We start from the raw sequence: 24515 nt of genomic DNA, 5'->3' as shown, positions 1-24515 counted from the left end.
GGACAAGAATGACTATTTTCAGCTACTTCATCAACGGGTTTCAATATATGGTTATCGATAGCCGTGATAATCGGGGGGTGAAGCCCGCCAGACTGTCGCTGGTGCAATCTGGGAAACCAGGCACTGGAGGAACGTCCGGACTGCATAGGGCAGCGTAGCAGCTAACGGCTGTCCACTGAAAGCCCGCCGCGCAAGCGGTGGATATAAGGTGAGGATCAGAGCAACAGAGACGAGTCGCACAAGGGCAACTTTGTGCGGGTGAAACGGGCAATCTCTACGCGCAGCAATACCAAGTAGGCCAACGTTGACGGGGCCCCCGGAGTTGGCGGGTAGGTAGCACCGAGCTGTTGGGTGACCAACAGCCCAGATTAATGACAGTCACATGGGGGGCAACTCCCATGCACAGAATCCGGCTTATCGGTGGGCTTCACACTTTTTTCAAACCCGGGCTTCAGCCCCGCACCAGCAAGGACTGGCCGAGCGCGAACACCGAGTTCGGCACGGTCGAGCGCGCGGTTTCCCGCTTCGGCTTCTTGAACACGCCCTTGTTCGCCACTTTGGGCGCTTCGACCCTGATGCCTTTGGCGCGTTGCTCCACCACCAGGCTGCGCAAGGTGATGGACTGCATGTAGTCCACCATTTTCGAGTTCAGGTTGTCCCACAACTCCTGAGTCAGATCCTGCGCCATTTTGGGCACCAACGGGTCGGTCTGGCCAGTGATGTTGTCTTCCACCGCGCCAATCACATCGGCCACCGTGATGCTGTCTGACCGGTGCCCCAGTGCATAGCCGCCACCCGGCCCGCGGGTGCTTTCCACCAAACCATGCTGGCGCAGCTTGCTGAACATCTGTTCCAGGTACGAGAGCGAAATCTGATGGCGTGCGGCGATCTCGGACAAGGGAACCGGGCCCGAGCCCTCGCGAAGCGCCACGTCAATCATGGCGGTAATGGCAAAACGGCCTTTGGTACTTAATCGCATGTCTGTATCTCCTGTCATGTCACGATGAATGTGACTCTTCTAACTATAAGGAGTTCATTACTTCGTGTAAATTCGTATTTGTAACAATAAAACTTCGAAAAATACGAATAATCAGGACATGAACTTCAAACACTTGCACTACTTTTGGGTCACCGCCAAAGCCGGTGGCGTCATGCGCGCGGGCGAGCAACTGCACACCACGCCGCAAACCCTGTCCGGCCAGATCAAGCTGCTGGAGGACTGGCTGGGCCGCAAGCTGTTTCGCAAAAGCGGGCGTCAACTGGAGCTGACCGAAGATGGCCGGCTGGCGCTGGGGTATGCCGATCAAATCTTCACGCTGGGGGCCGAGATGGAAACGGCGCTGCGCCAGTCGGGAGGCGGCCAGCGGGTGCTGGAATTCCGGGTGGGGGTGGCGGACTCCGTGGCCAAGTCAGTGGCGTATCGCTTGCTGGAACCCGCCTTGTCGGTTGCCGAGCCGGTGCGCCTGATCTGCAGCGAGGGCAAGTTTCCTGACCTGCTGGCGCAATTGGCCTTGCACCGCCTGGATTTGGTGATTGCGGATGAACCCATGTCGCGGCGCATGAGCGTGAAGGCCTTCAACCACCCGCTGGGCAGCACCGCCATGAGTTTTTTCTGCGCACCCCAACTGAAGCCCCTGCTCAAAGGTGATTTCCCCGCCTGCCTGAACGACATGCCCATGCTGATTCAGGGCGCCTCCGCCTCTGTGCGCCAACAGCTGGAGGGTTGGCTGACCCGCCACGACATTCACCCCCGCGTGATTGGCGAGTTTGACGACGGTGCGCTGATGACCGCGTTTGGGCGCGAGGGGCGGGGCGTCTTCATGGCGCCTGCCGTGCTGGAAGCCGAGACGGTGGCGCAGTTTGGGGTGGCGGTGATTGGCCGCAGCGACGAACTGGTCGAGGAGTTTTTTGCCGTGTCGGTCGAGCGGCGCATCACCCACCCCTGTGTGGTGGCAATCACGGATGCGGCCCGGGGGCAGCTGTTTGGCGCCGATTAAAATCGCTCGTGCGGCTGCAGGTAGCGCCACTGGCCGAGCGGCAGTTGCATCATGGACACGCGCCCGACGCGCATGCGCTTCATGCTCACGATCTCCAGGCCCACGCGCTCGCACAGGTAGGCCAGCAGGCCTTCGTGCACGCCCTTGAGGGCAAAACGCAGTTTGCTGGTGGTCTCGCTGGTGCTGTTGAGGCTGACCTTGACCGGTGGCAGCGGGTGGCCGTCAGACGACAGGCCCTGGTTCAGCCGTTTCAAAATCTCGGGCGCGACTTCGCCGGTCACTTCCACAATCACTTCCTGCTCAATGACCCCCGAGTCTTCTTCGAGCTTGCGCAACACGCGCCAGTCCTGGGTGAACACAACCAGCCCGCTGGCACCGGTTTCCAGCGGCACGGTGGCGTCGAGTCTGGCAAAGTGCCGCTTGAGCAGGCGAATGCCGGAGGCGTCATCTGGCGCGTGGGTTTCGCGCGTGAGCAGCAGGTGCGCCGGTTTGATCTTTTTATTGGCGTCCTCGGGTTCCGCCATGGCGTCATAACCCGGTGGTTTGTTCAGAATCAGGGTGACGTCGGCCAGCTCCATCAGGCTGGCGTTGCGGTCAATCTCAATCTTCTGGGTGGAGACCCGGTGCATGGGCTCTTCCACCACCTGTCCGTTGACGCTGACCCAGCCGCCTTCAATGTATTGTTCGGCTTCGCGGCGTGAGCAGGGCACCAGTTCGGCGACGCGCTTGGCCAGGCGCTCGTCCGTACGGGGGCCTTGGGGTGCAGTTTTTTTATTGGGAATCATTGGTTCGATGTTAACCGCGCCGCCCTTTTACCAGCTCAGTGGATTGAGGCGGTAGAGCTGGGCAAGCTCTTCATACAGGGCCGGGTGTTCCGCCGCCATGCGTTGGGGCTGCTCGAAAAAGACCTCCGAGATCACGGCAAAAAACTCTGCCGGGTCGGTGGCGCCATAGTCGCTGAACAAGGACGGCTGGGCCTGTGAGGTGCGCGTCTGCAAAGCATTGAACTCGGCGCTGAGCACCTGTGACCAGCGCGCGTAGTGTTCACGGCGTGCCAGCGCCGGGGCGCCATTGGCGGCGCCCGTTTCCTGATCCAGCTGGTGGGCAAATTCATGAATGACCACGTTTTGCCCATCGTGCGGCGTGGCCGCACCATGCAAGGTGTCCTGCCAGGACAGAATCACCTGCCCCTGCGACCAGGACTCGCCCGACAGCACCTGGTGACCGTTGTGCGCGACCCCGATGCCGTCGGTATGCCCGCGCCGCACCACAAAGCTGTCGGGGTAGATCAGGATCTGGCGCAGGTTGGGGTAGTAGCCGGACGGGCGGTTGAGAATCAACAGGCAGGCCTGCGCCGCCACGGTGACCCGCATTTCATCCGTGATGGTCAGGCCGTTGCAGCCAATGAACGCTTTCTCGGCCAGAAACACCTGGATGTGGCGCTTCAGCTGGAGTTGCAGGTCGGCGGGCAAGGCACGCACGTAAGGCACCCTGCGCTTGAGGATGGCGCGCCAAGCCTCGGGAAAAGGGCGGGCGCGGATCTTTTGACGTTGGCGCGCGGTCAGGTAGGGCTGGCCCAGCAGCCAGGCAATGAGCAGCAACGCCAGACAGGACAGGATGATGGCTGGCACAGGGGGTTTTCCAACAGAAGTTCAGCAGCCCTGTAGCTGGTCATGGTGTCAGCCGTTTTCAATAGTCCGGTGGCGAATTTCGACCTCTAGCCCCCGTGGATAAGCGCAAGCAGCTCATTATTTGATAGCGCCTTGTCGGGCGTGAAATCGCTGGCGGGGCTGGCGCCTGCAGCTCCTGGCCAACCTGTGCAAACAACGCCTCACGCCCCAGGTCCATGTCCACGAAGCGGCGCAGTTCGATGACTTCACACAAAGCAGCCCATGGAACCATGGCCTCCATCGTCTTCAGAAACTCCTCACAACGCGTGGGATTGCGGTAGTTCTCGAACGTTTGGTCGGCTGCCATGGCCAGGCTTGTAAGCTGACACCCCGTTTATTGATGTTAATCAATGATTTTTTGCCTTATGTGCGTAGGATGAAATCTCTGTGATCTCAACCACCATGAAGCTTTTTTCAAACACCCGCGCCAGGCGCAACACCGTATTCATGGTGTTGCTGGTGTGGCTGTTTGCGCTGACTTCAGGGGTTGCGAATGCGTGCCTGCTGGAAGCGCGTCAAACGCACGCCCATATCGCTACCGTTGCATCGTCCGAAGCTGCTGCGCATGCGTTCGCGATAGTGCCCGGTCACGCCGGGGCCGTTGTCGATGGCGTTGGTGAGCCGCACGCCAAGGCCGCGTGCCTGAAGGTTTGCGACGATGGCACACGCTCTTTCACCAAGCAGGACTCGACGGTCGCCCAGAACGATGCCGGTCCCGCGCCCCTCGTTCAGGTTCTCTGGGGCAGCGTAGCACCCGTCGTTCCAACGCGTCGCCAAATGGATGTCGAGCCGTCGGCCACGCCTGAACTGCCCATCCGCCTCCGCTTCTCGCGACTGGCCATTTAGCCGCCCCGACGCTGAGGTCCTGAGCCTCGCGCTCTACGGCCTGCGTCCCTATCCCGATCCAGTTTGTTTTGTGCCCAGGCGCAAAAACGCAGACGGGGGGTCTTGCACCCACGGTGATGCTTACCCACAGCACAGCACACCACATTCCATTTTTCTGTCACCTAACCAGGAGTCTGTCATGACCCATTTTCGATTCATTCCCCTTGGCGTTGCCTTGACTGCCGCCATCGCATTGACCGCCTGCAACACGGCCCCGACGATGCCCATGGGCGCCGCCTCTGCCAACAGCATGGCAACACCCGACCAGATGGGCAAGATGAATGCTCAGATGAAAACGATGCAGGCCATGCACGACAGGATGATGAACGCCAAAACCCCGGAAGAACGCAGCAAGCTGATGGCCGAACACATGCAAACCATGCAGGACAGCATGGCCATGATGGAGGGCATGGGTGGCGCCGGCATGGGCGGAATGAAAGGCATGCCGGGCATGACGGGCGACATGGCTGCGCACCATCAGATGATGGAAAAGCGCATGGAAATGATGCAGACCATGATGAAAATGATGATGGACCGGATGCCGGCGGCGCCGGCCAAGTAACGGAGCCCAGGCCATGCACACCGCTTTGCGCAGACCTTGCGCGGGACATCACCGTCGGTGTGTTTTTCTCCTGCTTGCTCAACCGCCTGAGGCGTTGGTCAACCCTCGATTCAGGCGGAAATGCAGCAATTCCACAAGACGGTCCGCTTGATGGCCCTCACCGTATTTTGTTTTGCTTGCCGCCAGGTTTGACGATCTGGCGGGAGCGTTGAAGGTTAGAAAAGGAAAGTCATATGTTGAAAAGAAGAGAGTTATTTCAGCTCGCCGGGGCGGCCGCCTGGATGTATTCCGGCGCGGGTCACAGCAAAGAAGTGGCCGCAGTGCCATTTCGTCACTACCCCCTTGATCCCGTAGCCGCTGCCAACTTCCGGCAAAAGCTTTTCATGCCAGGTGGCAGTGGTCCCTTCGGCGTGCTCGATGTCGTCGGGCCTTTGAAAATACGCGCCACGGCGGCGAGCTTTCCGATCCTGCCAGGCCCCAAAGCGCCAATTCCTTCGCCCTTTTTGCTGTACCAGACCGAACACGCGGGCAAGGCCTACCAGAACCCCATCCTGCGCATCGAGAGCGGGTCGCGCTTTACGGCTAGCCTGGACAACGCGCTGCCTGAGCCGACCATCATCCACTGGCACGGCCTGCATACGCCAGCAGCCATGGACGGTCATCCGGTCAACACCATCGCCCCGGGCGGCCGCTACGACTACGACTTCACGGTGCGAAACCGCGGCGGCACCTACTGGTACCACACGCATGCGCACGGGTTGACCGCGAAACAGGCTTACAACGGTCTGGCGAGTTTTTTCCTGGTGGACGACGATGACCAGCGCCGCTTGGCCAGGGCACTGGATCTGCGACTGGGCGTGACCGATCTGCCCCTGGTCATACAGGACAAGCAGTTCGACGCGCAAGGAAAGCTGCGCTACCAGCCCAACGCCCAGGAGTCCATGATGGGCTGGCTGGGCGACGTGGTGCTCGCCAACCTGACGCCCAACGCCGTGCAGACTGTCACCCCGCGCACCTACCGCCTGCGGCTTCTCAATGGCTCCAACGCACGCATCTACCGGCTTGCCTTCGTCACGGGCAAAAAACAACTCAATTTCACCGTCATCGGCACCGATGGCGGGCTGATCGAGCGGCCGGAAACGGTGGCCGAAGCCTTTCTCGCCCCAGGGGAACGCCTCGATGTCCTGTTTGATGCCGGACAGGTACGGCCCGGCACGGACATCTTTCTCAAAAGCCTGGCGTTCGATCCTATGGAAAACGAAGGACCCGCTGGCGACATGCCGGGCATGGTGGGAATGGCGCATGGCGCCGGGCATGCAGCGCCTGGCGTGGCCTCGTCACGGCTTCCGCTCGGTGTCGAGTTCAATGTGCTCAAGCTCTCCGTCACGGCTGGGGAACGCATTGTTGCCAAGCTGCCGGCCACGCTGTCCAAGGTCAGGGCCCTCCCGACCCAAGGCGCCACGCAGCGCAAGATTGAACTGTCGCTGGAAAACATGCGCTTTCTCATCAATGGACGCACTTTTGTCATGGACGAAATCGCGTTCGACGTCAAACGCGGCGCGGTGGAGGTCTGGAGCATCAGCAACCCGGCGCTGGGCATGCCGCATCCGATGCACATTCACGGCTTTTCGTTCCAGGTGCTTGAGCGGCTCAACAGCCCACCCCAGGTGTCGTCTTCAGCGCGTTTCGGCAAGGGGCGAATAGTGGGCGACCTGGGCTGGAAGGACACCGTGCTGGTATGGCCGGGCGAAACGGTGCGTATTGCGATCGACTTCACCCATGACTTTCCCGGCGATCAGACCTATCTGCTCCATTGCCACAACCTCGAACACGAGGACGCCGGAATGATGATCAACTTTCGCGTGCAAGGCTAAACGCGGCCCGCAGGCTTTAAGCAAGTTCAGTACAGGAGATTTTTAAATGAACCACAACCATTCCCAGCATGACTCCGGGCCGAAGCCCTTCTGGGGTTGGCCTGCCCGCTGATGCACATCTTCATGCACCACGGACATGGCGGCCAGGGTCACAACCACGATGGCCGACAGCACCTGGAAACGTCAGCGCCGCAGCAGCCATCCAAGACCGGAGAAAAGCCATGAGCCACGACGCTCCCGCCTATGGATTGTGGATGCTCGTCATCCTCAATTCGGCCATCTTCCTGATGTTCGCGTTCAGCTTCTTCAAGCCCCAAACGACACGAGACTGGCGGACATTCGGGGCCTTTTCTGCCTTCGTCATTGCACTGTTCGTCGAGATGTACGGTTTTCCGCTGACGATTTACCTGATGTCAGGCTGGCTGCAGACGAAGTTTCCGAATCTTGACCTCCTGTCCCATGACGCCGGACATCTTTGGTCCACGCTGCTGGGCGAAAAAGGCGACCCCCACTTCGGCCCGCTGCACATTGCCAGCTATGTCTTCCTGGGTGTCGGCTTTTATCTGCTGTCCAGCGCGTGGAAGGTTCTTTACGATGCGCAGCGCCGCGAAGAACTGGCCACAACAGGCGCGTATGCGCGGATTCGCCATCCGCAGTACGTCGCCTTCGTGCTGATCCTGTTGGGCTTCCTGCTGCAATGGCCGACGCTGCTGACCCTGGTCATGTTCCCGATTCTGCTGATCATGTATGGGCGTCTCGCATTCACTGAAGAGGCTGAAATGCGTGCGCAATTTGGCGAAGCGTTCGAGCGCTACGCCCGGCGCACGCCCCGGTTTATCCCTCGCATGGGTAAGGCCCGGCCGACGGCTGACTCGGTGTCAAAAAGATGACCTGGACTTTTTCCAGGCGAAATGCATTTAATTTTTTAAGGAGTTTGAAACATGAACACGATTGATCTGCAAGTCGAGGGCATGAGCTGTGGCTCATGCGTCAAGCACGTCACTCAGGCGTTGCAGCCGCTGCCGGGTGTCAGCGGGGTGGAGGTCGATCTTCAGTCTGGCCGTGTCAAGGTGAGCGGTGAACTGGCGCAGGGCAGCGCCCCTTTGTTGATGGCCTTGATTGATGCGGGCTACCCCGCGACGCTGGCCGCAGGCGCTTCAACATCTTCTGCGACCTCGCAGCCTAAAGCCTCGGGCTGCCACAGCGGCGGCACGGGGGGGTGCGGTTGCCGCTGACTGCCATGAGAAATGATTTTTTACTCAAGGAGAGCACCATGGTTGATGAAAAAGGCTGCGTGATGAGTCGGCGCTGGTGGCTGGCGGCTTCCATGGCTTCGGCCGGGGTCTTGATGGCCACAGCGCCATGGGTCGCATGGGCCCAAACGAGCCTTGAGCTGACCGCCACGCAGTCGTCGAGCGAGCAGGGGGTGACGGTCAAGGTGACGGCGAAGTCGATCGGACGGCCGGACAGCCAGTGGGAATTCGCTGTCGTGCTGGACACCCACAGTGCCGACCTGAGCGATGACCTGAGCCAAAGCGCCACCTTGACGACCGATGACGGACGCACGTTCAAGCCTACGGGCTGGCTCGGCGGGCCACCGGGCGGCCACCACCGTGAAGGCGTGCTGGCATTCGATGTGCCGGCGCCGCGGCCAAGGGGGATCGAACTCCGGATCGACCGGCCGGACGAATCCGCGCCCCGTACCTTTCGCTGGCAACTCTGAAGGAGCGACGCCATGAATCAGTTTGAGAACGACCCCGATGCGCCATCGTTCTGGCGCCGCCTAGGCGGCATGGCGCTGGCAACGGCCGCCTTGATCGCCTGCCCGCTGATGCACCTGATGCACGGACACGGCCATGGGGGATATGGCAGGCACCCGCCAGCGCCGGGGCGCACCAACAACGACAAGGAATAAGCAGATGGACATGAAAACACACCAACATCACAGCAGCAGCCCTCCTGCCCAGTCAGCCTCGCCAACCGATCTGAAAGATCCGGTCTGTGGCATGACCGTTACCGAGCAGTCGCCGCACAGGCTGACGTACGAGGGCCGGCCCTATTACTTCTGCAGCGCCAAGTGCCAGGGCAAGTTCGCGGCGAATCCGCTGCAATACCTCGCGCCCGCGCCACCAGTGGAGACCACTCCAGCGGCCGCCGGCACGATCTACACCTGCCCGATGCACCCCGAGATACGTCAGGACCATCCGGGCAACTGCCCCAAGTGCGGCATGACGCTGGAGCCCCTGATCCCGGAACTCGAAGATGATGAAAACCCCGAGTTGCGTGATTTTCAGCGTCGCTTCTGGTGGACGCTGCCCCTGACAGGCCTGGTCTTTGTTCTTGCCATGTTCGGCCACCGTTTCCAGTGGATGGACATGACCGTGCAGAGCTGGGTCGAACTGGTGCTGTCGATCCCCATAGTCATGTGGGCCGGCTGGCCGTTCTTCTCGCGCGGCTGGGAATCCGTGGTGAACCGCAGCCCCAACATGTGGTCCTTGATTGGTCTGGGCACCGGCGCGGCTTTCGTTTACAGCGTGGTGGCAACCCTTGCGCCACAGGTTTTCCCCGATTCGTTCATCTCCATGGGCCGCGTGGCCGTGTATTTTGAAGCCGCGGCCGTGATCATCTCACTCACGCTACTGGGCCAGGTGCTCGAACTCAAGGCCCGGTCGCAGACCTCGGCGGCGATCAAGTCGCTGCTGGGCCTGGCGTCCAAGACCGCCCGCCGCATCCGGGAAGATGGCACCGAAGAGGACGTGCCGCTGACCCATGTACATGTGGGCGATATGCTGCGCGTGCGACCCGGCGAGAAGGTGCCGGTCGACGGCGTCGTGACGGAAGGCGGCAGCTCGGTCGACGAATCCATGCTCACGGGCGAGCCGATACCGGTGACCAAACGCGTAGGCGACAAGGTGATTGGCGCCACGCTCAACACCAGCGGCGCGATGGTGATGCGTTCGGAGCGCGTTGGCGCATCCACCATGCTGTCGCAGATCGTGCAGATGGTCGCCCAGGCCCAGCGCTCCCGGGCGCCGATGCAGCGCATGGCCGACGTGGTGGCGGGCTACTTTGTCGTCACGGTGGTGGGCATTGCCTTGCTGACCTTTTTTGTTTGGGGATTTTTCGGGCCTGAGCCCAGCTGGGTGTTTGGCCTGATCAATGCCGTGTCGGTGCTGATCATTGCCTGCCCCTGCGCCCTGGGCCTGGCCACACCGATGTCCATCATGGTCGCCACCGGGCGCGGCGCGACGCAGGGTGTGCTGTTCCGCGATGCGGCGGCCATCGAGAACCTGCGCAAGATCGACACCCTCATCATCGACAAGACCGGCACCCTGACCGAGGGCCGCCCGACGTTCGAGCGCGCCATTCCCGCGCCCGGTTTTGACGCCGACGAGGTGCTGCGCCTGGCCGCCAGCCTGGACCAGGGCAGCGAACACCCGCTGGCCGAAACCATCGTACGCGCCGCCCGTGGGCGCGGCATGGCGCTCGACAAGCCCGAGAACTTCGAGTCCGGCTCGGGAATCGGCGTGCGCGGACAGGTGGCCGGGCGTCAGCTGGCGCTGGGCAACACCACGCTGATGGAGCAGATCGGTGTCTCGGTCGCTGCCCTGGTGCCGCAGGCCGAGGCCTTGCGGGCGGAAGGCGCCAGCGTCATGCATCTGGCAGTCGATGGCCAGCTGATGGGCCTGCTGGCCGTGTCAGATCCGGTCAAGGCCAGCACGCCGGAAGCCCTGGCGACGCTCAAGGCATCCGGGCTGCGCATCGTGATGGCGACCGGCGACGGCCTGACCACGGCCAAAGCTGTCGCAGCCCGCCTGGGCATCGACGAGGTGCATGGCGAGGTCAAGCCGGCCGACAAGCTGCTGTTGGTCGAGCGCTTGCAGAAGGAAGGCCGCGTCGTGGCGATGGCCGGAGACGGCATCAACGATGCGCCAGCGCTGGCCAAGGCCGATGTCGGCGTGGCCATGGGCACCGGGACCGACGTGGCGATGAACAGCGCCCAGATCACACTGGTCAAGGGCGATCTGCGCGGGATTGCGATTGCACGTGCTTTGTCGGAAGCGACCGTGGGCAACATGAAGCAAAACCTGATGTTTGCCTTTTTGTACAACGCGTTGGGTATCCCGATTGCGGCTGGTGTGCTGTACCCGCTGACCGGCTGGCTGCTGTCGCCGTTGATTGCCGCGCTGGCCATGAGCTTGAGCTCGGTATCGGTGATTGGCAACGCTTTGCGTCTGCGAAACAGACGCGTATGACTCCGCTGTTTTGGCCGTATCGCCGGCAACGACTGCCATCGCCAGAGATGTGAAGGCGCAAGAAAGATGGCGTGTTCGGCAATGGCGTCCGGAACGCGCCATTGCAGGCTGAGACCTGATAGAAGTTTTTATTTTCCAACAAAGAGTGATCATGATGACAAGAAAAAATAACTGGCTTTTGACAGCAGTGCAGATTGGTCTGCTGGCATGGTCCGGCGCCACATTGGCCGCCGACAAGGTGTATGTGGCCAATGAGGGTGCTGACACGGTCAGCGTGCTTGATGCAGCTTCGTTCAAAACGCTCGCAAACGTGCGCGTCGGCAAGATGCCGCACAACGTTCAGGTTTCGCCCGACGGCAAGCTCGTATGGGTGACCAACAACGGCGAGCCCGTCCAGGCGGCCGACGCATCCGCGCACAAGGGGATGGCCCAAGGCGCCCACGATGCGATGGCACAGCCCGGTGCCGTCTGGGTCATCGACACCCGCACTGACGCAGTGATCGCCAAGGTACCGGTTGGCATGCACCCGGCCCATGTGGTGGTGTCACCGGACGGCCGCCTTGCCTACGTCACCAACGGCGGCGACAACACGGTCAGCGTGATCGACACAGCGGCGCAGCGCCTCCTGGCGACGATTTCCGTCGGCCCGTTTCCTCACGGTCTTCGGATCAGCCCGGACGGCAAGGAGGTCTACGTGGCCAACCTCAAGGGCGGTACGGTGTCGGTGATCGATACCGCAGGCCAAAAGGAGGTAGCGAAAATTCCCGCAGGCAAGGGCCCTGCGCAGGTCGGTTTCACGCCGGACGGCCGTCTTGCCTTTGTTTCGCTGTCGGAGGAAAACGCCGTCGCCGTGATCGACCCGGCCACGCGCAAGGTGATTCGCAAGGTTGCCGTCGGATCGGTGCCGATCCAGCTGTACGCCACGCCGGACTCGCGCATGCTGCTGGTGGCCAACCAGGGTACGCGCAAGAAGCCGGGCAGCACCGTCAGCCTGATCGACCTTGAGCGTTTCAAGGTCGCCCAGACAGTCGGCACCGGCGCCGGTGCCCATGGCGTGGTCGTCGACCGGGAAGGTCGGTACGCCTACGTGACCAACACCTACGCCAACTCGGTTTCCGTGCTTGATGTGAAGGAGCGCAAGGTTGTGAAGACCGTTCCGGTCGGCAAGGGACCCAATGGCATCAGCGTGACGCCTTGATGGCTTGTCCTTCGCCGCACCATGAGAAAACACTGAGCCGTGCGGTGGAAAACTCTATCGTCGATTGTGCGGGCGAGTAGGGTTTTGCCCGGCCCTTGGCGCCCACGCGCTCAGGACAGTGTGGCCTCAATGCGTGCCACATGCGCCATGAGTGAGCGTTTGGCCACCGGCCACATGCGCGGCGGCACGTCGTCATAGGCGTGCGCCACCCAGTCGTCCAGCGTGCCCTCGGGCTGCGCCTGCATGACCTTGAGAATCTTGGCTTCGCGTTTCAGGCGGTGCGCCTTGAGGTGGGCGATGGCGCCCGCGGCCTCACCGTCATAGCCGCCCAGCACGTAGCCATGCGCGGGCAGGATGAACTCGATGCGGTGCTCGGCGCAGGCTGCGTGCAACACGTCCAGCGAGTCCAGATAAGCGGTCATCTCGCCATCGGGCGGGTCAATCACCGTGGTGCTGCCGTTGAGGATGTGGTCGCCGCTGAACAGCAGGCCGTCTTCCAGCAGCACCAGACACAGGTGGTTGGCGGCGTGGCCGGGGGTGTGAATCACTTTCAGGGTGTGGCCTGATATATATGACAAATCAGCCTCTAGCCCAGGTAGGACGAGCGTCAGTAGCTCATTATTTGATAGCGCCTTGTCGGGCGTGAATTCGCTGGCGGTACGTGCCGTGGGGGCGGAGGGCAGGCCCAGAATGGGCGGGCGGGGCTGGCCGTGCTGCACGCACAAGGCCTGCAAGGGCAGGGCGCCCGGCGAATGGTCCGGGTGCGAGTGGGTGCAGACGATCATGCGGATGTCGCCGCCCGCGGCGCGCCACAATTTTTCCAGGTGTTCGGGGTCGGCCGGACCGGGGTCGATGACGCAGTAGCCGGTGGCCGGGTCGCCCACCAGGTAACTGTTGGTGCCGGGCCCGGTCATGGCGCCGGGGTTGGGCGCGGTGAGGCGCATCACGTTTTTCAGCAGCGGCACGGGCTGTTCGGACTGCCAGTCCAGCGCGTGCACGATTTGCCCGTCGGGGCAGACCAGCGCGAGTTCGCCGTACGGATGCTCATGCTCCATGTAGCGGGCCTCGCGCCCGGCCAGCAGACCCGCGCGCGGGCAGCTCGTCCACAGCGGCTGCTCGGTGGCGGCGCAGGCGTGCAGCACGGCAGCGACGTCGGTGTAAGTCTGCAGCCGCTCCAACGTGCGGATGGTGGGGAAGATGATGAAAAACCCACCCGCGGCATGCCGCGCCAGCGCGTCGGCCGGGCGCACCCACACCGGCTCAAACTGCTCGGTTTCGTCGGCCACGGGCGTTTGGCCCTCGGGCATGCGGGCGACCAGAAAGGGCACGTCAAAACGACGCGGCAAATCGCGGTCGGTGACCCAGTGCGCCAGCACAAACACCTCGTCGGCGGCCAGCGTCAGGCCCCGCGCCTGGCATTGGACGGCGAAGGGTTGGCTGCGGTCCAGTGCCGCCAGGTCGTGGTGGCTGGCAGGTGTGCCATCGGTCCGGCGCGCCAGCAGCACCCCCAACTCTTCAAAACTTTCGCGGATGGCGGCAATAGCCTGCGTCAGGTGCAAGTCGCTTTGTGTGACGCGGCGTTTCGCCTGGCCGTGGCTGGCGGCGTCCAGCGCGTCAACGCCGCCGCCGGGGAACACATAGGCGCCGGGGGCAAAGCTGGCGGTCATGGCGCGGCGCGTCATCAGCACTTCAATACCCTGCGGGCTGTCGCGCAGCAGGAGCACGGTGGCCGCAGGGCGGATGGGCGCGGGTTCGCGCGGGGGGTGCAGGAGTTGGGTGGGGCGTGGCATGAGAAATTCCTCGACATGGCAATAAAAGGATTCACTGTACAGACCCAACGGTTCAATCGTGGTCAAAATCGAAACTCTTACCTCAACAATTGAAAAACCATGAGTCGTTCTGCTGGCGCCCACGATACCCTTGTGTACAGGCTGTGGAAGATGTTGGTCAAACTGAATCAGGGAGATTCGCTTGATCCCCAAGCCCTTACTGAGGAGTTTGGGGTCAGTTTGCGCGCGATTCAGCGTGACCTAAGCGTACGGGTCACTATTGCACCTGACTGTCAGACGCTTTAAAACCGCCAGTTCAGCCGGGATGTAGGCAAGGCCAAGAACTACTTGGTAGTCGGAGGGGAACTACACTCACCATATCGCTTGTAGTTTGCAGGAACTTTTCCATCTGGCCATCTGTCGGATACACAGCATCCCCAATCTCGATTCGCGTAACCATATTTTTAGACACTCCATGCCGTCCCGTCGCCAGTCCCGCTGCATCACAGTGTTCATCGCACTGGTAAGCCTGCTGTTTATGCAGCTGGCAGTGGCGGGCTACGCGTGCCCCGGTGTCCAGCAAAAGGTTGCAGAAGTTGCCGCCATGGCCGAGGCCAAGATGCCGTGCGCGGAATCCATGGCGATTAACATGGACGATGCACAGCCCAATTTGTGCCAGGCACATTGTCAGGCGGGGCATCAAACGGCAGATAAGTACGAACTGCCCGCACCGTTGGATATAGGCGCAGTACCGGCCAGCTTCTTGCTGCCAAATATTGCTCCAGTATTTTTGGGCGCACCATTGCAACCGCCCCACTTGAAGCGCACCACGGCACCGCCCTTAGCCATTCGGCACTGCTGCTTCCGAATTTGACCCTCCAGACGAAACCGCACTGACAGCCTCTCGGGCTGGCGCAGTGCTTTTGTTGTGCTCGTCTGCGCCTGTCAGGATTCCCCTGCGTCAGCGTACCGGGCCGACATGAAACCACCGTTTCGTTGTCTGGAGATTCCATGTTTTCTGTTCTATTGAAGGGCGTGCCCCCACGCCTGCGGCAACGCCATTGGGCTTGCATACTGCTTCTAGGTTCGTCCATGCTGGGTGCAGGAGTACACGCCCAGCAGGCACTCAGCCTCGACCAAGCCCTACAACTCGCGCAAGACCGGTCGCGCCAACTGGTCGCCCAAGATGCTGTCGCCAGGTCTTCCCGCGACATGGCAGTCGCTGCCGGGCAACTGCCCGACCCGCTCCTCAAAGCGGGAGTCAACAACCTACCTATCAATGGCGAAGACCGCTTAAGCCTAACGCAGGACTTCATGACCATGCGTTCGGTCGGCGTGATGCAGGAATTCACCCGCAGCGACAAGCTCAAAGCCCGTTCAGTCCGCTTCAACCGGGAAGCAGAAGTCGCAGAAAGTAGCCGAGCCGTGGCGCTGACCAATCTGCGACGGGATACCGCGATGGCCTGGCTGGACCGCTACTACCAGGAGCGCATGCTGGACATCTTACGCACACAGCGTGCCGAGGCGGGTTTGCAGATAGAAGCCTCCGACGCCGCTTACCGGGGTGGGCGCGGCACGCAGACCGATGTGTTTGCCGCGCGCTCGGGCGTGGCCCAGATAGACGACCGTATTCAGCAAACCGAGCGCCAGATCGGTAGTGCCAAGATCAAGCTGGCACGCTGGATCGGGGAGCCTGCCGGTCAATCTCTGGCCCCGCCACCCAACTTGGCACAAGTGCATCTCGATCCGACCAGCCTGAACTCCCAGTTGGCACACCATCCAGAGATAGCGCTGATGGCCAAGCAGGAAGCGGTTGCACAGGCGGACGTGGATATCGCACAAAGCAACAAACGCTCCGATTGGAGTGTGGAGCTGATGTTCAGCCAGCGTGGACCTGCTTACTCCAACATGGTGTCGGTCAACGTCTCAATCCCACTGCAATGGAACCAAAAGAACCGGCAAGACCGTGAAGTGGCCGCCAAGCTGGCCATCGCCGAGCAGATGCGCGCCCAGCGCGAAGAAGCCTCCCGGGAACATGTTGCCGACACCCGCATGTGGCTCCAGCAATGGCAGAGCGACCGTGACCGAGTCGCCCACTTCGACAGCACGCTGGTGCCGTTGGCTTCTGAACGCACCCGGGCCGCCATTGCAGCCTACCGGGGCGGAAGCGGCCAGCTCACAGCCGTACTCGAAGCTCGGCGCATGGAGATTGACACCCGCATGGACCGCCTGCGCCTGGAAATGGAGGCCGCCAGTCTATGGGCGCAGCTGGAGTACCTGCTACCCGCAGACCACGCAGCCACAGCCGAGGGCCAGGTGCCCTCGCAAACAGCCACCACGACAGCAACGGAGAAATAACCATGATGAAACTTAAACCCTTGCTGATTAGCCTAGTCTGTGCCGGTGTACTCGGGGCCGCAGGCTATGGCCTCTACGCCATGGGCATGCACCGTGGCATGGGCGCGGCAGCCATGCCCACGTCTTCAGGCCCTGCTGCGGCTGTACCGAAGGCGGCACCGGATGCTGGTCCACAAAGCGAAGCCCAAGGAGAAGACGCCACCCGTCGGCACATCGCAGCGGGTATCAAGGCCGGGGATGTCGATCCCACCACCGGCAATAAAATCCTTTACTACCACGACCCCATGGTGCCGGGGAACAAGTTCGACAAGCCCGCCAAATCTCCCTTCATGGACATGATGCTGGTGCCCGTCTATGCCGACAGCGACGGTGACGGCAGCAAAGTCACCGTAAGTTCACGTATTCAACAGAACCTGGGCGTAAGGACTGCGGAAGTGACACAAGGCGCGTTGTCACCCCAACTATCCGCTGTAGGCAATATCTCCTTCAACGAGCGCGACCAAGCTTTTGTGCAAGCCCGTGCCACGGGTTACATCGAGCGCCTGTACGTGCGCGCTACGCTGGACCGTGTCAGCAAGGGTCAGCCGCTGGCCGAACTCTATGTGCCGGACTGGATTGCTGCACAGGAAGAGTTCCTTTCCGTGCGCCGTATGCAAGGAACGGATCTGGCAAGCCTGATCGATGGTGCGCGCCAGCGCATGCGCCAGGTGGGCATGAGCGACGAGCTGATCCGTTTGGTGGAAAGCAGTGGCAAGACCCAGCCACGCACTACCCTCGTCGCCCCAATCGCAGGGGTGGTAGTGGAACTGATGGCCCGCGAAGGCATGACCGTTATGCCCGGTGCAACACTGTTTCGTATCAATGGTTTGTCGTCTGTCTGGGTCAACGCCGAAGTACCGGAAGGCCAAATTGCGTTGATCCGCCCTGGCACCAAGGTCCAGTCCAACAGTGCCGCCGCACCCGGCACCGCCCTGCATGGCACGGTGCAGGCACTCCTGCCGGAAGTGAATATGGCGACCCGCACCCTCAAAGCCCGGGTGGAGCTGGCCAACCCCGGCAACTTGCTGGTACCTGGCATGTTCGTCAACATGCAGTTCATGGACATGCGGGCCGAGAAATCGCTGCTGATTCCGACGGAAGCGGTGATCCAGACCGGCAAGCGTGTCGTGGTCATGTTGGCCGAAGACAAGGGCAAGTTCCGCCCGGTGGAGGTGGAAACCGGTATCGAGAGCAATGGACAGACCGAGATCAAGCGTGGACTGCAAGTCGGGCAGCGCGTGGTGGTGTCGTCCCAGTTCCTGATCGACTCGGAAGCCAGCCTCAAAGGCATCGAGGCACGCCTGAACGATGCACCCCAACCCAGTGCTGCCAACACGGCCCCTCGCCATGAGGGTGAAGCCAAGATTGAGGCGATTGGAAAAGATGCCATAACGCTGTCGCACAAACCGATTGCATCACTCAAATGGGGTGCCATGACCATGGACTTCAAGTTGCCTGCCAGCGGCAAGCCACGCAATCTGGAGCCGGGCGATAAAGTGAGTTTTGAGTTCTACATGGACGTGGAGGGTTTGCCGCAACTCACCCGCATCACCTCTGTTGCACCCGACTTACAGGCGGCACCAGCCAAAGCGACAGGAAACAAGCCATGATCGCCAAGTTCATCCGCTGGTCTATTGCCAACCGGTTTCTGGTGCTCCTGGCAACGGTGATGTTGTGCGCCTGGGGTGTCTATTCAGTCGCTCGCACGCCGTTGGATGCACTGCCAGACCTGTCCGATGTACAGGTCATCATCCGCACCACCTATCCTGGCCAGGCTCCACGCATCGTGGAGAACCAGATTACCTATCCGCTGACGACCACCATGCTGTCGGTGCCGGGGGCGAAGACGGTACGTGGCTACTCGTTCTTTGGTGACAGCTTCGTCTACGTGCTGTTTGAGGACGGCACCGACCTGTACTGGGCACGTTCTCGCGTGCTGGAGTATCTAAACCAGGTGCAGTCACGCCTACCTGCTGCCGCCAAAGCGTCTATTGGGCCAGACGCGACCGGTGTCGGCTGGATTTACCAGTACGCACTGGTAGACCGCAGTGGCACGCAGGACGCTTCGCAATTGCGTGCCCTGCAAGACTGGTTTCTCAAGTTTGAGCTGAAAACCATCCCCAACGTGGCCGAGGTGGCTTCTATTGGTGGCATGGTGCGCCAGTACCAGATCGTGCTCGATCCGAACAAGCTGGCGGCCTATGGCATCCCGCATACCAGGGTGGTCGAAGCCATACAGAAGGCGAACCAGGAAACCGGTGGCTCGGTACTGGAGTTGGGCGAGGCTGAGTACATGGTGCGCGCCTCGGGCTATCTACAAGGCCTGGACGATTTCCGAAAAGTGCCCTTGATGACCACCGCTGCCGGTGTGTCGGTACGCCTGGGCGGCGTGGCCCGCATCCAGCTTGGTCCAGAAATGCGCCGTGGCATCGGTGAATTGGATGGCGACGGCGAAGCCGCAGGCGGCGTGATTGTGATGCGCTCCGGCAAGAATGCGCTGGAGACCATCGCTGCGGTGAAGGAAAAGCTCAAAACCTTGCAGTCCAGTCTGCCCAAAGGGGTGGAGATCGTGCCCGTCTACGACCGCTCCAATCTGATTGAGCGAGCCGTGGACAACCTGACGCACAAGCTGCTGGAGGAATTCATCGTCGTTGCGGTGGTGTGTTTTGTCTTCCTGTTCCACCTGCGCTCAGCCCTGGTCGCCATCGTTTCACTGCCACTGGGCATTCTGGCGGCGTTCATCGTCATGCACTACCAAGGGGTGAATGCCAACATCATGTCTCTGGGAGGGATTGCCATCGCCATCGGAGCCATGGTGGATGCGGCGGTGGTGATGATCGAGAACGCGCACAAGCATCTGGAGCAATGGGGCCATGCACATCCAGGGGAAACACTGCACGGAGAAGCCCGCTGGCGTGTGATCGGCGATTCAGCCGCAGAAGTGGGACCGGCCCTGTTCTTCTCGCTGCTGATTATTACCCTGTCGTTTATCCCGGTGTTCACGCTGGAAGCACAGGAGGGGCGTCTGTTCTCGCCCCTGGCGTTTACCAAGACCTATTCGATGGCGGCAGCGGCAGGCTTGTCGGTAACCTTGATCCCGGTACTGATGGGCTACCTCATTCGTGGCCGTATCCCCGATGAAAACAACAACCCGCTGAATCGTTTCCTGATCGCGGTGTACCGCCCCTTGCTCAATGCAGTTTTGCGGGCACCCAAGATGACCCTGGTGGTCGCCACTGTGCTGCTGGTATTGAGCCTGTGGCCCCTACAGCACATCGGTGGCGAATTCATGCCGCGTCTGGATGAAGGCGATTTGCTCTACATGCCATCCGCTCTGCCGGGGCTATCAACGGGCAAAGCCAGCGAGCTGTTGCAGCAGACCGACCGCTTGATCAAGACCGTGCCCGAGGTGGCCAGTGTCTACGGCAAAGCCGGACGGGCCGAGACTGCGACCGACTCCGCACCCATGGAGATGTTCGAGACCACGATCCAGTTCAAGCCGAAAGAGCAGTGGCGACCCGGCATGACACAAGACAAGTTGGTGGAGGAATTGGACAGGATCGTCAAAGTACCCGGCCTGGCCAATATCTGGGTGCCACCAATTCGCAATCGCATCGACATGCTGGCCACCGGTATTAAGAGCCCGGTGGGGGTCAAGGTAGCAGGGACCGACCTGGTCGAGATTGATCGCATCGCTGGCGAGATTGAGCGGGCAGTGAAAGACCTGCCGGGCGTGAGTAGCGCCTTGGCTGAGCGCTTGACCGGTGGCCGCTATGTGGACATCAACATCCGCCGGGAGAACGCTGCGCGCTTCGGCTTGAATATTGCCGACGTGCAGTCGGTGATCTCTTCTGCAGTGGGTGGCGAAAACATCGGAGAGACCGTTGAAGGCTTGCAACGCTTCCCCATCAACCTGCGCTACCCCCGTGAAATCCGGGATTCGTTGGAAAAGCTGCGTGTACTGCCCATCGTTACGGAACGCGGCCAGCGCCTGGTTCTGTCGGACGTTGCGGATATCCGCATCACCGATGGCCCGCCCATGCTGCGCAGCGAGAACGCCCGCCTGTCCGGCTGGGTCTATGTGGATATACGCGGACGCGACCTGCGCTCGGCGGTGCAGGACATGCAGAAGGCGGTGGCGCAGCAGGTCAAGCTGCCGCCAGGCTACTCCGTCTCGTGGTCGGGCCAGTTCGAGTATCTGGAGCGCGCCACGGCCAAGCTCAAGGTGGTGGTGCCATTCACGCTGCTCATCATCTTCGTGTTGCTGTATCTGACGTTTGCCAGCTTTGGCGAAGCGGTGCTCATCATGGCGGCTTTGCCATTTGCGCTGGTTGGCGGAATTTGGCTGCTCTATCTGCTGAACTACAACTTGTCGATTGCCGGTGCGGTGGGCTTCATCGCCCTGGCCGGCGTGTCCGCCGAATTCGGCGTGATCATGCTGCTGTACCTGAAGAACGCCTGGCATGAACGCCTAGACCAGGGTAAGACCAGCGAAGCCGACTTGCTCGATGCAATACGCGAAGGCGCGGTACTGCGGGTGCGCCCGAAAGCCATGACCGTGGCGGTCATTCTTGCTGGGCTGTTTCCGATCATGTGGGGCACCGGTACCGGCTCTGAAGTCATGCAGCGCATTGCCGCGCCGATGGTCGGCGGAATGATTACCGCCCCCCTGTTGTCGATGTTCGTGATTCCGGCGGCCTACCTGTTGATGCGCCGTCCGCGAGAACCCAAGGCCAGCAGCGAGACAAAAACTTGGCGACTCGCGTTCTGGACCAAGTGATCCATGCCAAGTTTCCTTGAAACCATTTCCCTTAACCACTCTGAAACGGAGAATCCCATGAAGAAAATCGCTACCACCCTGATCCTGGCCGCCACGCTGTCGGCATCTGCTGCTTTCGCGCAGCAGAAGATGGACACCATGAAACCTATGGAGACGGCCAAGAAGCCAGCTGCGGAGGCTCAAATGGCCCAGATGACCCACAAGGCCGTTGGGGTTGTCAAGAAACTCGACCTTAAGTCTGGTGTCGTCACACTGGCCCATGAAGCGGTCAATAGCATGAACTGGCCTCCGATGACCATGGGCTTCATGGTCAAGGACAAAATGCTGTTAGCCAAACTGGCCGTGGGCAAGAAGGTGAACTTTGATTTCGTGCAGGACGCGAATGGGTATGTCATAACAGAAGTCAAGTAGGCGTAAATCCAAAGGACAGTCTTGATGCAGTCAAGAACTTCTCCGGCGAGGCAAAAAAGAAGCGGGTCACCAGTTGGGAAGCGTGCAGGAAGGTCATGAACCTTCTGACTGGAAGCCCGTGGAAACGGTGGGTGCAGGTGTCAGGGAAATCCACACCGGCGTTGCAGGCGGCCTGTTTCGCACGTAAGCATACTGACCATCGCCAGCAGCAGACGCTGGCGAGCCCGGCAGAACCCGCCGGTACGAACCATCGGCCTCCAGCACTTGGCGCATGAACATCGACAGCGTCACCGTGGGCGGATACAGCCGCTCACGGTGCTCGGACGGCAGCGCTTCTGTCGTGGCAAGCAATTTCCGGACTCGTCAGCACGTTGAAGAACTCCACAGCCTGGGTTGCCCTGGCCTGACGGCCGATGCGGGTTTGACGTTGATGCAAAACGTTTCGGGCGTTACGTTCCATGGTGGCTGGCCTTTGGAGAGATGGTTTGGGTGCTTCGTAACAACCATCCCATCAACCCTTGGTGCACCCAGCTCTTTCTTCTTCAAATTCAATCACTTACGCCCGTCGCTTCAACGTCGTGGGGCCAAAGTAAGTGCTATTCGTTATAAGACCATGTTGGTGCCATGTCCTGCCGCTTCTGCTGCGGGAAATACCAATGAAAAGCACGTCACTCCGCACTCGGATGTCACAGCAATGTTGCCACTGTGGGCCGCCATAATGGCACGGGTAATGGCCAGTCCCAAACCGGCTCCGTCGCTTTCAGGATGTGCTCTGGACTTATCCACGCGGAAAAATCGGTCGAACAAGCGTGGCAACATTTCCGGACTGATATCGCCCCCTTGGTTGATCACACGCACCGTGGTGATCTCAGAAGTGGCCTGGATTTGAATCGACACCGCCGAATGCGGGGCCGCATATCGGAGCGCATTGGACAACAGGTTGCTCAACGCTCGACGCAACATCAATCGATCACCGCAAATGGCACCGTCACCGAGCAATTCGAGGCGAAGGCCTTTATCCGATGCCAAAGCTTCATAAAAATCGAACAGTGCCCGAACCTCATCCGCCACGAATACGCTTTCCCGGTTGGGGAGTGACAAACCATGTTCAGTTTTTGCCAGGAACAGCATGTCAGAGACCATCCTAGACAATCGTTGCAATTCTTCAGAATTGGAGGCCAATACATCTTGGTAGTCAGCATTGGTTCGTGACAAAGACAGCGTGACCTGGGTCTCAGTCAAGAGGTTGCTGATCGGGGTTCTGAGTTCATGTGCCAGATCTGAAGAAAATTCCGATAGACGACGGAAGTCATCCTGCAAACGGTCAAGCATGTCGTTCAATGTGCTCGCCAGATCGGCCATTTCTATGGGGACCGCATCAACCGGCATACGCGCCCCCATCATGTTGGAACTGACCGCCTGGGCCCGGTTCTTCATAATTCGCAGAGGTGCAAGCCCTCGGTCAGCGGCGACCCAGCCGAAAAAACCGCTGAACAAGGTAGCGAGAATCACATAACTCGTCAGGGTGATCTGGAAGTGCCGCAGGAAATGAGCATGGTGCTTTGTGTCTAAGGCCACCCATACCGTCCAGGGCGAAGTGCCGGAATCCCCCGTGTGCATCAAAGCACCCAAAGCACGATATTGTTGGCCTTGGTCGTCCCAGGTCAACATCGCTTGGCCCTGCGGATCCATCCCCATGATCTGAGCAGATTCGGTGGGAATCTTCAAGTTTGAAGTGGCGTATAACGGCGCTCCAGCAGACTGAACGCTGATAAACAAGCCGTCATGGCTGTGCAATACATCGTTCAGGCGCGCCTGCAAATCCAACTTGGAAGCAGCCTTGCCACCAACTTCCTGAATCAGGTGAATTTTGTCCTGCAAGGTTGCACGATCCAGATCTTCGAAGTGCTGGTTCATGCTCGCCGCGGTGACCCATCCAAGGCCCAGCAAGACCGTTGCAGACGCCAGGGTATAGAAAATGGTGAGTCTTGTCGTCAGGGAGAAACGCTGCTTCATGATGATGTTAGCGGTGTTTCCAGCACATATCCCATACCCCGTACCGTTTGAAGCAACTTGGGTTCATACGGATCATCGATCTTGCTGCGTAGTCGACGAACGGCGACTTCAATCACGTTGGTATCGCTGTCAAAATTCATATCCCACACTTGAGAAGCGATCAGCGACCGAGGCAGAACCTCGCCCTGACGCCGCATCAACAATTCCAGCAATCCAAACTCTTTGGACGTGAGGTCAATCCTTTTGCCTCCACGGCTCACACGCCTGCGTAGCAAATCAAGTTCCAGATCAGCAACTTTGAGGGAAGTTGCCTCGACACCGGACTTCCCCCGGCGCAATATGGTTCGGACCCGAGCCAGCAGTTCGGCAAAAGAAAACGGTTTGACCAGGTAATCATCTGCTCCCAACTCCAATCCCTTGATCCGATCTTCAACTTGATCTTTGGCGGTCAGAAACAATACCGGTACCTTGTTACCCTGGCGACGCAAACTCCGCATCACGTCCCAGCCATCGATGCCCGGCAGCATCACATCCAGAAGGATAAGGTCGTACTCGTCCTCCATTGCCGCGTGGAGCCCATCCGTGCCGTTGTGGGCCAAATCCACAACAAAGCTTGCCTCCTTGAGTCCCTGTCGGAGGTACTCACCCGTTTTGGGCTCATCTTCAACAATCAATATTTTCACAAATTATTTCCTTTACG

22 protein-coding genes, 1 other RNA gene and 2 pseudogenes are annotated in these 24515 nt (G+C 60.4%); 17 read left to right on the top strand and 8 right to left on the bottom strand.

The window, feature by feature from the left end; all coding sequences use genetic code 11:
* Nucleotides 1-79: 79 nt before the first annotated feature.
* Nucleotides 80-433: RNase P RNA component class A (gene rnpB / locus AC097N_RS08800), an RNA gene on the top strand.
* A gap of 18 nt (nucleotides 434-451) precedes the next feature.
* Here the strand turns inward: rnpB and AC097N_RS08795 are convergent.
* Nucleotides 452-979 (bottom strand): Rrf2 family transcriptional regulator, encoded by a 528-nt coding sequence (locus tag AC097N_RS08795; RefSeq protein ID WP_479580556.1) that lies wholly within the window; start codon nucleotides 977-979, stop codon nucleotides 452-454.
* Between the two features lie 118 nt (nucleotides 980-1097).
* On the opposite strand from AC097N_RS08795, the gene nhaR reads away from it, so the two are divergent.
* Nucleotides 1098-1997, top strand: a complete 900-nt coding sequence (gene nhaR / locus AC097N_RS08790) for a transcriptional activator NhaR (protein ID WP_479580554.1) — start codon at nucleotides 1098-1100, stop codon at nucleotides 1995-1997.
* Here nhaR and AC097N_RS08785 read toward each other — a convergent pair.
* The 3 genes and pseudogenes from AC097N_RS08785 to AC097N_RS08775 form a co-directional block, all read right to left on the bottom strand.
* The gene (locus tag AC097N_RS08785; RefSeq protein WP_479580552.1) at nucleotides 1994-2782 is read right to left on the bottom strand and encodes an RNA pseudouridine synthase; all 789 of its coding nucleotides are present in this window, start codon (nucleotides 2780-2782) and stop codon (nucleotides 1994-1996) included. The genes nhaR and AC097N_RS08785 overlap by 4 nt on opposite strands.
* Before the next feature lie 27 nt (nucleotides 2783-2809).
* Entirely contained in the window at nucleotides 2810-3628 is an 819-nt protein-coding gene (locus tag AC097N_RS08780; protein ID WP_479580550.1) for a M90 family metallopeptidase, read from the bottom strand.
* 163 nt (nucleotides 3629-3791) lie between these two features.
* Nucleotides 3792-3974: pseudogene (locus AC097N_RS08775) on the bottom strand (IS5/IS1182 family transposase); the annotation flags it as partial.
* Between the two features lie 95 nt (nucleotides 3975-4069).
* Here AC097N_RS08775 and AC097N_RS08770 point away from each other — a divergent pair.
* The 10 genes from AC097N_RS08770 to AC097N_RS08725 all read left to right on the top strand — a co-directional run bounded on the left by AC097N_RS08770 (nucleotide 4070) and on the right by AC097N_RS08725 (nucleotide 12442).
* Entirely contained in the window at nucleotides 4070-4513 is a 444-nt protein-coding gene (locus AC097N_RS08770; protein ID WP_479580548.1) for a hypothetical protein, read from the top strand.
* 178 nt (nucleotides 4514-4691) lie between these two features.
* A complete protein-coding gene (locus AC097N_RS08765; RefSeq protein WP_479580544.1) occupies nucleotides 4692-5114 on the top strand; it encodes a hypothetical protein in 423 nt (140 codons plus the stop codon).
* 233 nt (nucleotides 5115-5347) lie between these two features.
* Nucleotides 5348-6988 (top strand): multicopper oxidase family protein, encoded by a 1641-nt coding sequence (locus tag AC097N_RS08760; protein WP_479580540.1) that lies wholly within the window; start codon nucleotides 5348-5350, stop codon nucleotides 6986-6988.
* 111 nt (nucleotides 6989-7099) lie between these two features.
* Nucleotides 7100-7213 (top strand): hypothetical protein, encoded by a 114-nt coding sequence (locus AC097N_RS08755; protein ID WP_479580537.1) that lies wholly within the window; start codon nucleotides 7100-7102, stop codon nucleotides 7211-7213.
* On the top strand, nucleotides 7210-7878 hold the full coding sequence (locus AC097N_RS08750) for a methyltransferase family protein (RefSeq protein WP_479580534.1): 669 nt from the start codon (nucleotides 7210-7212) through the stop codon (nucleotides 7876-7878). Before AC097N_RS08755 ends, AC097N_RS08750 begins: the two co-directional genes overlap by 4 nt.
* Before the next feature lie 51 nt (nucleotides 7879-7929).
* Nucleotides 7930-8223: a heavy-metal-associated domain-containing protein gene (locus AC097N_RS08745; protein WP_479580531.1), complete on the top strand. Its 294-nt coding sequence runs from the start codon at nucleotides 7930-7932 to the stop codon at nucleotides 8221-8223.
* Between the two features lie 5 nt (nucleotides 8224-8228).
* Nucleotides 8229-8711 (top strand): hypothetical protein, encoded by a 483-nt coding sequence (locus AC097N_RS08740; RefSeq protein WP_479580527.1) that lies wholly within the window; start codon nucleotides 8229-8231, stop codon nucleotides 8709-8711.
* 12 nt (nucleotides 8712-8723) lie between these two features.
* Complete coding sequence (locus tag AC097N_RS08735; RefSeq protein ID WP_479580525.1) at nucleotides 8724-8903, top strand: DUF2933 domain-containing protein; 180 nt, start codon at nucleotides 8724-8726, stop codon at nucleotides 8901-8903.
* A gap of 4 nt (nucleotides 8904-8907) precedes the next feature.
* Entirely contained in the window at nucleotides 8908-11244 is a 2337-nt protein-coding gene (locus AC097N_RS08730; protein ID WP_479580524.1) for a heavy metal translocating P-type ATPase, read from the top strand.
* Between the two features lie 151 nt (nucleotides 11245-11395).
* Complete coding sequence (locus AC097N_RS08725) at nucleotides 11396-12442, top strand: YVTN family beta-propeller repeat protein (protein ID WP_479580522.1); 1047 nt, start codon at nucleotides 11396-11398, stop codon at nucleotides 12440-12442.
* Between the two features lie 110 nt (nucleotides 12443-12552).
* Here the strand turns inward: AC097N_RS08725 and AC097N_RS08720 are convergent, their stop codons facing one another.
* Nucleotides 12553-14232 (bottom strand): MBL fold metallo-hydrolase, encoded by a 1680-nt coding sequence (locus AC097N_RS08720; RefSeq protein WP_479580520.1) that lies wholly within the window; start codon nucleotides 14230-14232, stop codon nucleotides 12553-12555.
* A gap of 454 nt (nucleotides 14233-14686) precedes the next feature.
* On the opposite strand from AC097N_RS08720, the gene AC097N_RS08715 reads away from it, so the two are divergent.
* The 5 genes from AC097N_RS08715 to AC097N_RS08695 all read left to right on the top strand — a co-directional run bounded on the left by AC097N_RS08715 (nucleotide 14687) and on the right by AC097N_RS08695 (nucleotide 21799).
* Nucleotides 14687-15085 (top strand): hypothetical protein, encoded by a 399-nt coding sequence (locus AC097N_RS08715; protein ID WP_479580518.1) that lies wholly within the window; start codon nucleotides 14687-14689, stop codon nucleotides 15083-15085.
* Between the two features lie 137 nt (nucleotides 15086-15222).
* Nucleotides 15223-16569 (top strand): TolC family protein, encoded by a 1347-nt coding sequence (locus AC097N_RS08710; RefSeq protein WP_479580517.1) that lies wholly within the window; start codon nucleotides 15223-15225, stop codon nucleotides 16567-16569.
* A 5-nt stretch (nucleotides 16570-16574) separates the two neighbouring features.
* Entirely contained in the window at nucleotides 16575-18218 is a 1644-nt protein-coding gene (locus AC097N_RS08705) for an efflux RND transporter periplasmic adaptor subunit (RefSeq protein ID WP_479580516.1), read from the top strand.
* On the top strand, nucleotides 18215-21388 hold the full coding sequence (locus AC097N_RS08700) for an efflux RND transporter permease subunit (RefSeq protein ID WP_479580515.1): 3174 nt from the start codon (nucleotides 18215-18217) through the stop codon (nucleotides 21386-21388). The genes AC097N_RS08705 and AC097N_RS08700 overlap by 4 nt, the downstream gene beginning before the upstream one ends.
* 57 nt (nucleotides 21389-21445) lie before the next feature.
* Nucleotides 21446-21799 (top strand): copper-binding protein, encoded by a 354-nt coding sequence (locus AC097N_RS08695; RefSeq protein ID WP_479580514.1) that lies wholly within the window; start codon nucleotides 21446-21448, stop codon nucleotides 21797-21799.
* 164 nt (nucleotides 21800-21963) lie between these two features.
* On the opposite strand, the pseudogene AC097N_RS08690 reads toward AC097N_RS08695, so the two are convergent.
* From AC097N_RS08690 to AC097N_RS08680, 3 genes and pseudogenes are all read right to left on the bottom strand, one after another.
* Nucleotides 21964-22259, bottom strand: a pseudogene (locus AC097N_RS08690) (IS4 family transposase); the annotation flags it as partial.
* Nucleotides 22260-22402: 143 nt separating this feature from the next.
* The gene (locus tag AC097N_RS08685) at nucleotides 22403-23815 is read right to left on the bottom strand and encodes a heavy metal sensor histidine kinase (protein ID WP_479580513.1); all 1413 of its coding nucleotides are present in this window, start codon (nucleotides 23813-23815) and stop codon (nucleotides 22403-22405) included.
* Nucleotides 23812-24498, bottom strand: coding sequence for a heavy metal response regulator transcription factor (locus AC097N_RS08680; RefSeq protein ID WP_479580512.1), 687 nt, complete (start codon nucleotides 24496-24498; stop codon nucleotides 23812-23814). Before AC097N_RS08680 ends, AC097N_RS08685 begins: the two co-directional genes overlap by 4 nt.
* Between the last annotated feature and the right edge of the window lie 17 nt (nucleotides 24499-24515).

The sequence above is a fragment of the Rhodoferax sp. LS1R11 genome, from assembly GCF_056521395.1.
Note: the sequence above shows the minus strand (reverse complement) of the source record. Positions and strands in the feature narration are given on the sequence as shown.

Bases quoted from the DNA above. Each gene is read 5' to 3' on its own strand.
- AC097N_RS08795 (WP_479580556.1), bottom strand. From the start codon at position 979: ATGCGATTAAGTACCAAAGGCCGTTTTGCCATTACCGCCATGATTGAC.
- nhaR (WP_479580554.1), top strand. From the start codon at position 1,098: ATGAACTTCAAACACTTGCACTACTTTTGGGTCACCGCCAAAGCCGGT.
- AC097N_RS08785 (WP_479580552.1), bottom strand. From the start codon at position 2,782: ATGATTCCCAATAAAAAAACTGCACCCCAAGGCCCCCGTACGGACGAG.
- AC097N_RS08770 (WP_479580548.1), top strand. From the start codon at position 4,070: ATGAAGCTTTTTTCAAACACCCGCGCCAGGCGCAACACCGTATTCATG.
- AC097N_RS08765 (WP_479580544.1), top strand. From the start codon at position 4,692: ATGACCCATTTTCGATTCATTCCCCTTGGCGTTGCCTTGACTGCCGCC.
- AC097N_RS08760 (WP_479580540.1), top strand. From the start codon at position 5,348: ATGTTGAAAAGAAGAGAGTTATTTCAGCTCGCCGGGGCGGCCGCCTGG.
- AC097N_RS08755 (WP_479580537.1), top strand. From the start codon at position 7,100: ATGCACATCTTCATGCACCACGGACATGGCGGCCAGGGTCACAACCAC.
- AC097N_RS08750 (WP_479580534.1), top strand. From the start codon at position 7,210: ATGAGCCACGACGCTCCCGCCTATGGATTGTGGATGCTCGTCATCCTC.
- AC097N_RS08745 (WP_479580531.1), top strand. From the start codon at position 7,930: ATGAACACGATTGATCTGCAAGTCGAGGGCATGAGCTGTGGCTCATGC.
- AC097N_RS08740 (WP_479580527.1), top strand. From the start codon at position 8,229: ATGAGAAATGATTTTTTACTCAAGGAGAGCACCATGGTTGATGAAAAA.
- AC097N_RS08735 (WP_479580525.1), top strand. From the start codon at position 8,724: ATGAATCAGTTTGAGAACGACCCCGATGCGCCATCGTTCTGGCGCCGC.
- AC097N_RS08730 (WP_479580524.1), top strand. From the start codon at position 8,908: ATGGACATGAAAACACACCAACATCACAGCAGCAGCCCTCCTGCCCAG.
- AC097N_RS08725 (WP_479580522.1), top strand. From the start codon at position 11,396: ATGATGACAAGAAAAAATAACTGGCTTTTGACAGCAGTGCAGATTGGT.
- AC097N_RS08720 (WP_479580520.1), bottom strand. From the start codon at position 14,232: ATGCCACGCCCCACCCAACTCCTGCACCCCCCGCGCGAACCCGCGCCC.
- AC097N_RS08715 (WP_479580518.1), top strand. From the start codon at position 14,687: ATGCCGTCCCGTCGCCAGTCCCGCTGCATCACAGTGTTCATCGCACTG.
- AC097N_RS08710 (WP_479580517.1), top strand. From the start codon at position 15,223: ATGTTTTCTGTTCTATTGAAGGGCGTGCCCCCACGCCTGCGGCAACGC.
- AC097N_RS08705 (WP_479580516.1), top strand. From the start codon at position 16,575: ATGAAACTTAAACCCTTGCTGATTAGCCTAGTCTGTGCCGGTGTACTC.
- AC097N_RS08700 (WP_479580515.1), top strand. From the start codon at position 18,215: ATGATCGCCAAGTTCATCCGCTGGTCTATTGCCAACCGGTTTCTGGTG.
- AC097N_RS08695 (WP_479580514.1), top strand. From the start codon at position 21,446: ATGAAGAAAATCGCTACCACCCTGATCCTGGCCGCCACGCTGTCGGCA.
- AC097N_RS08685 (WP_479580513.1), bottom strand. From the start codon at position 23,815: ATGAAGCAGCGTTTCTCCCTGACGACAAGACTCACCATTTTCTATACC.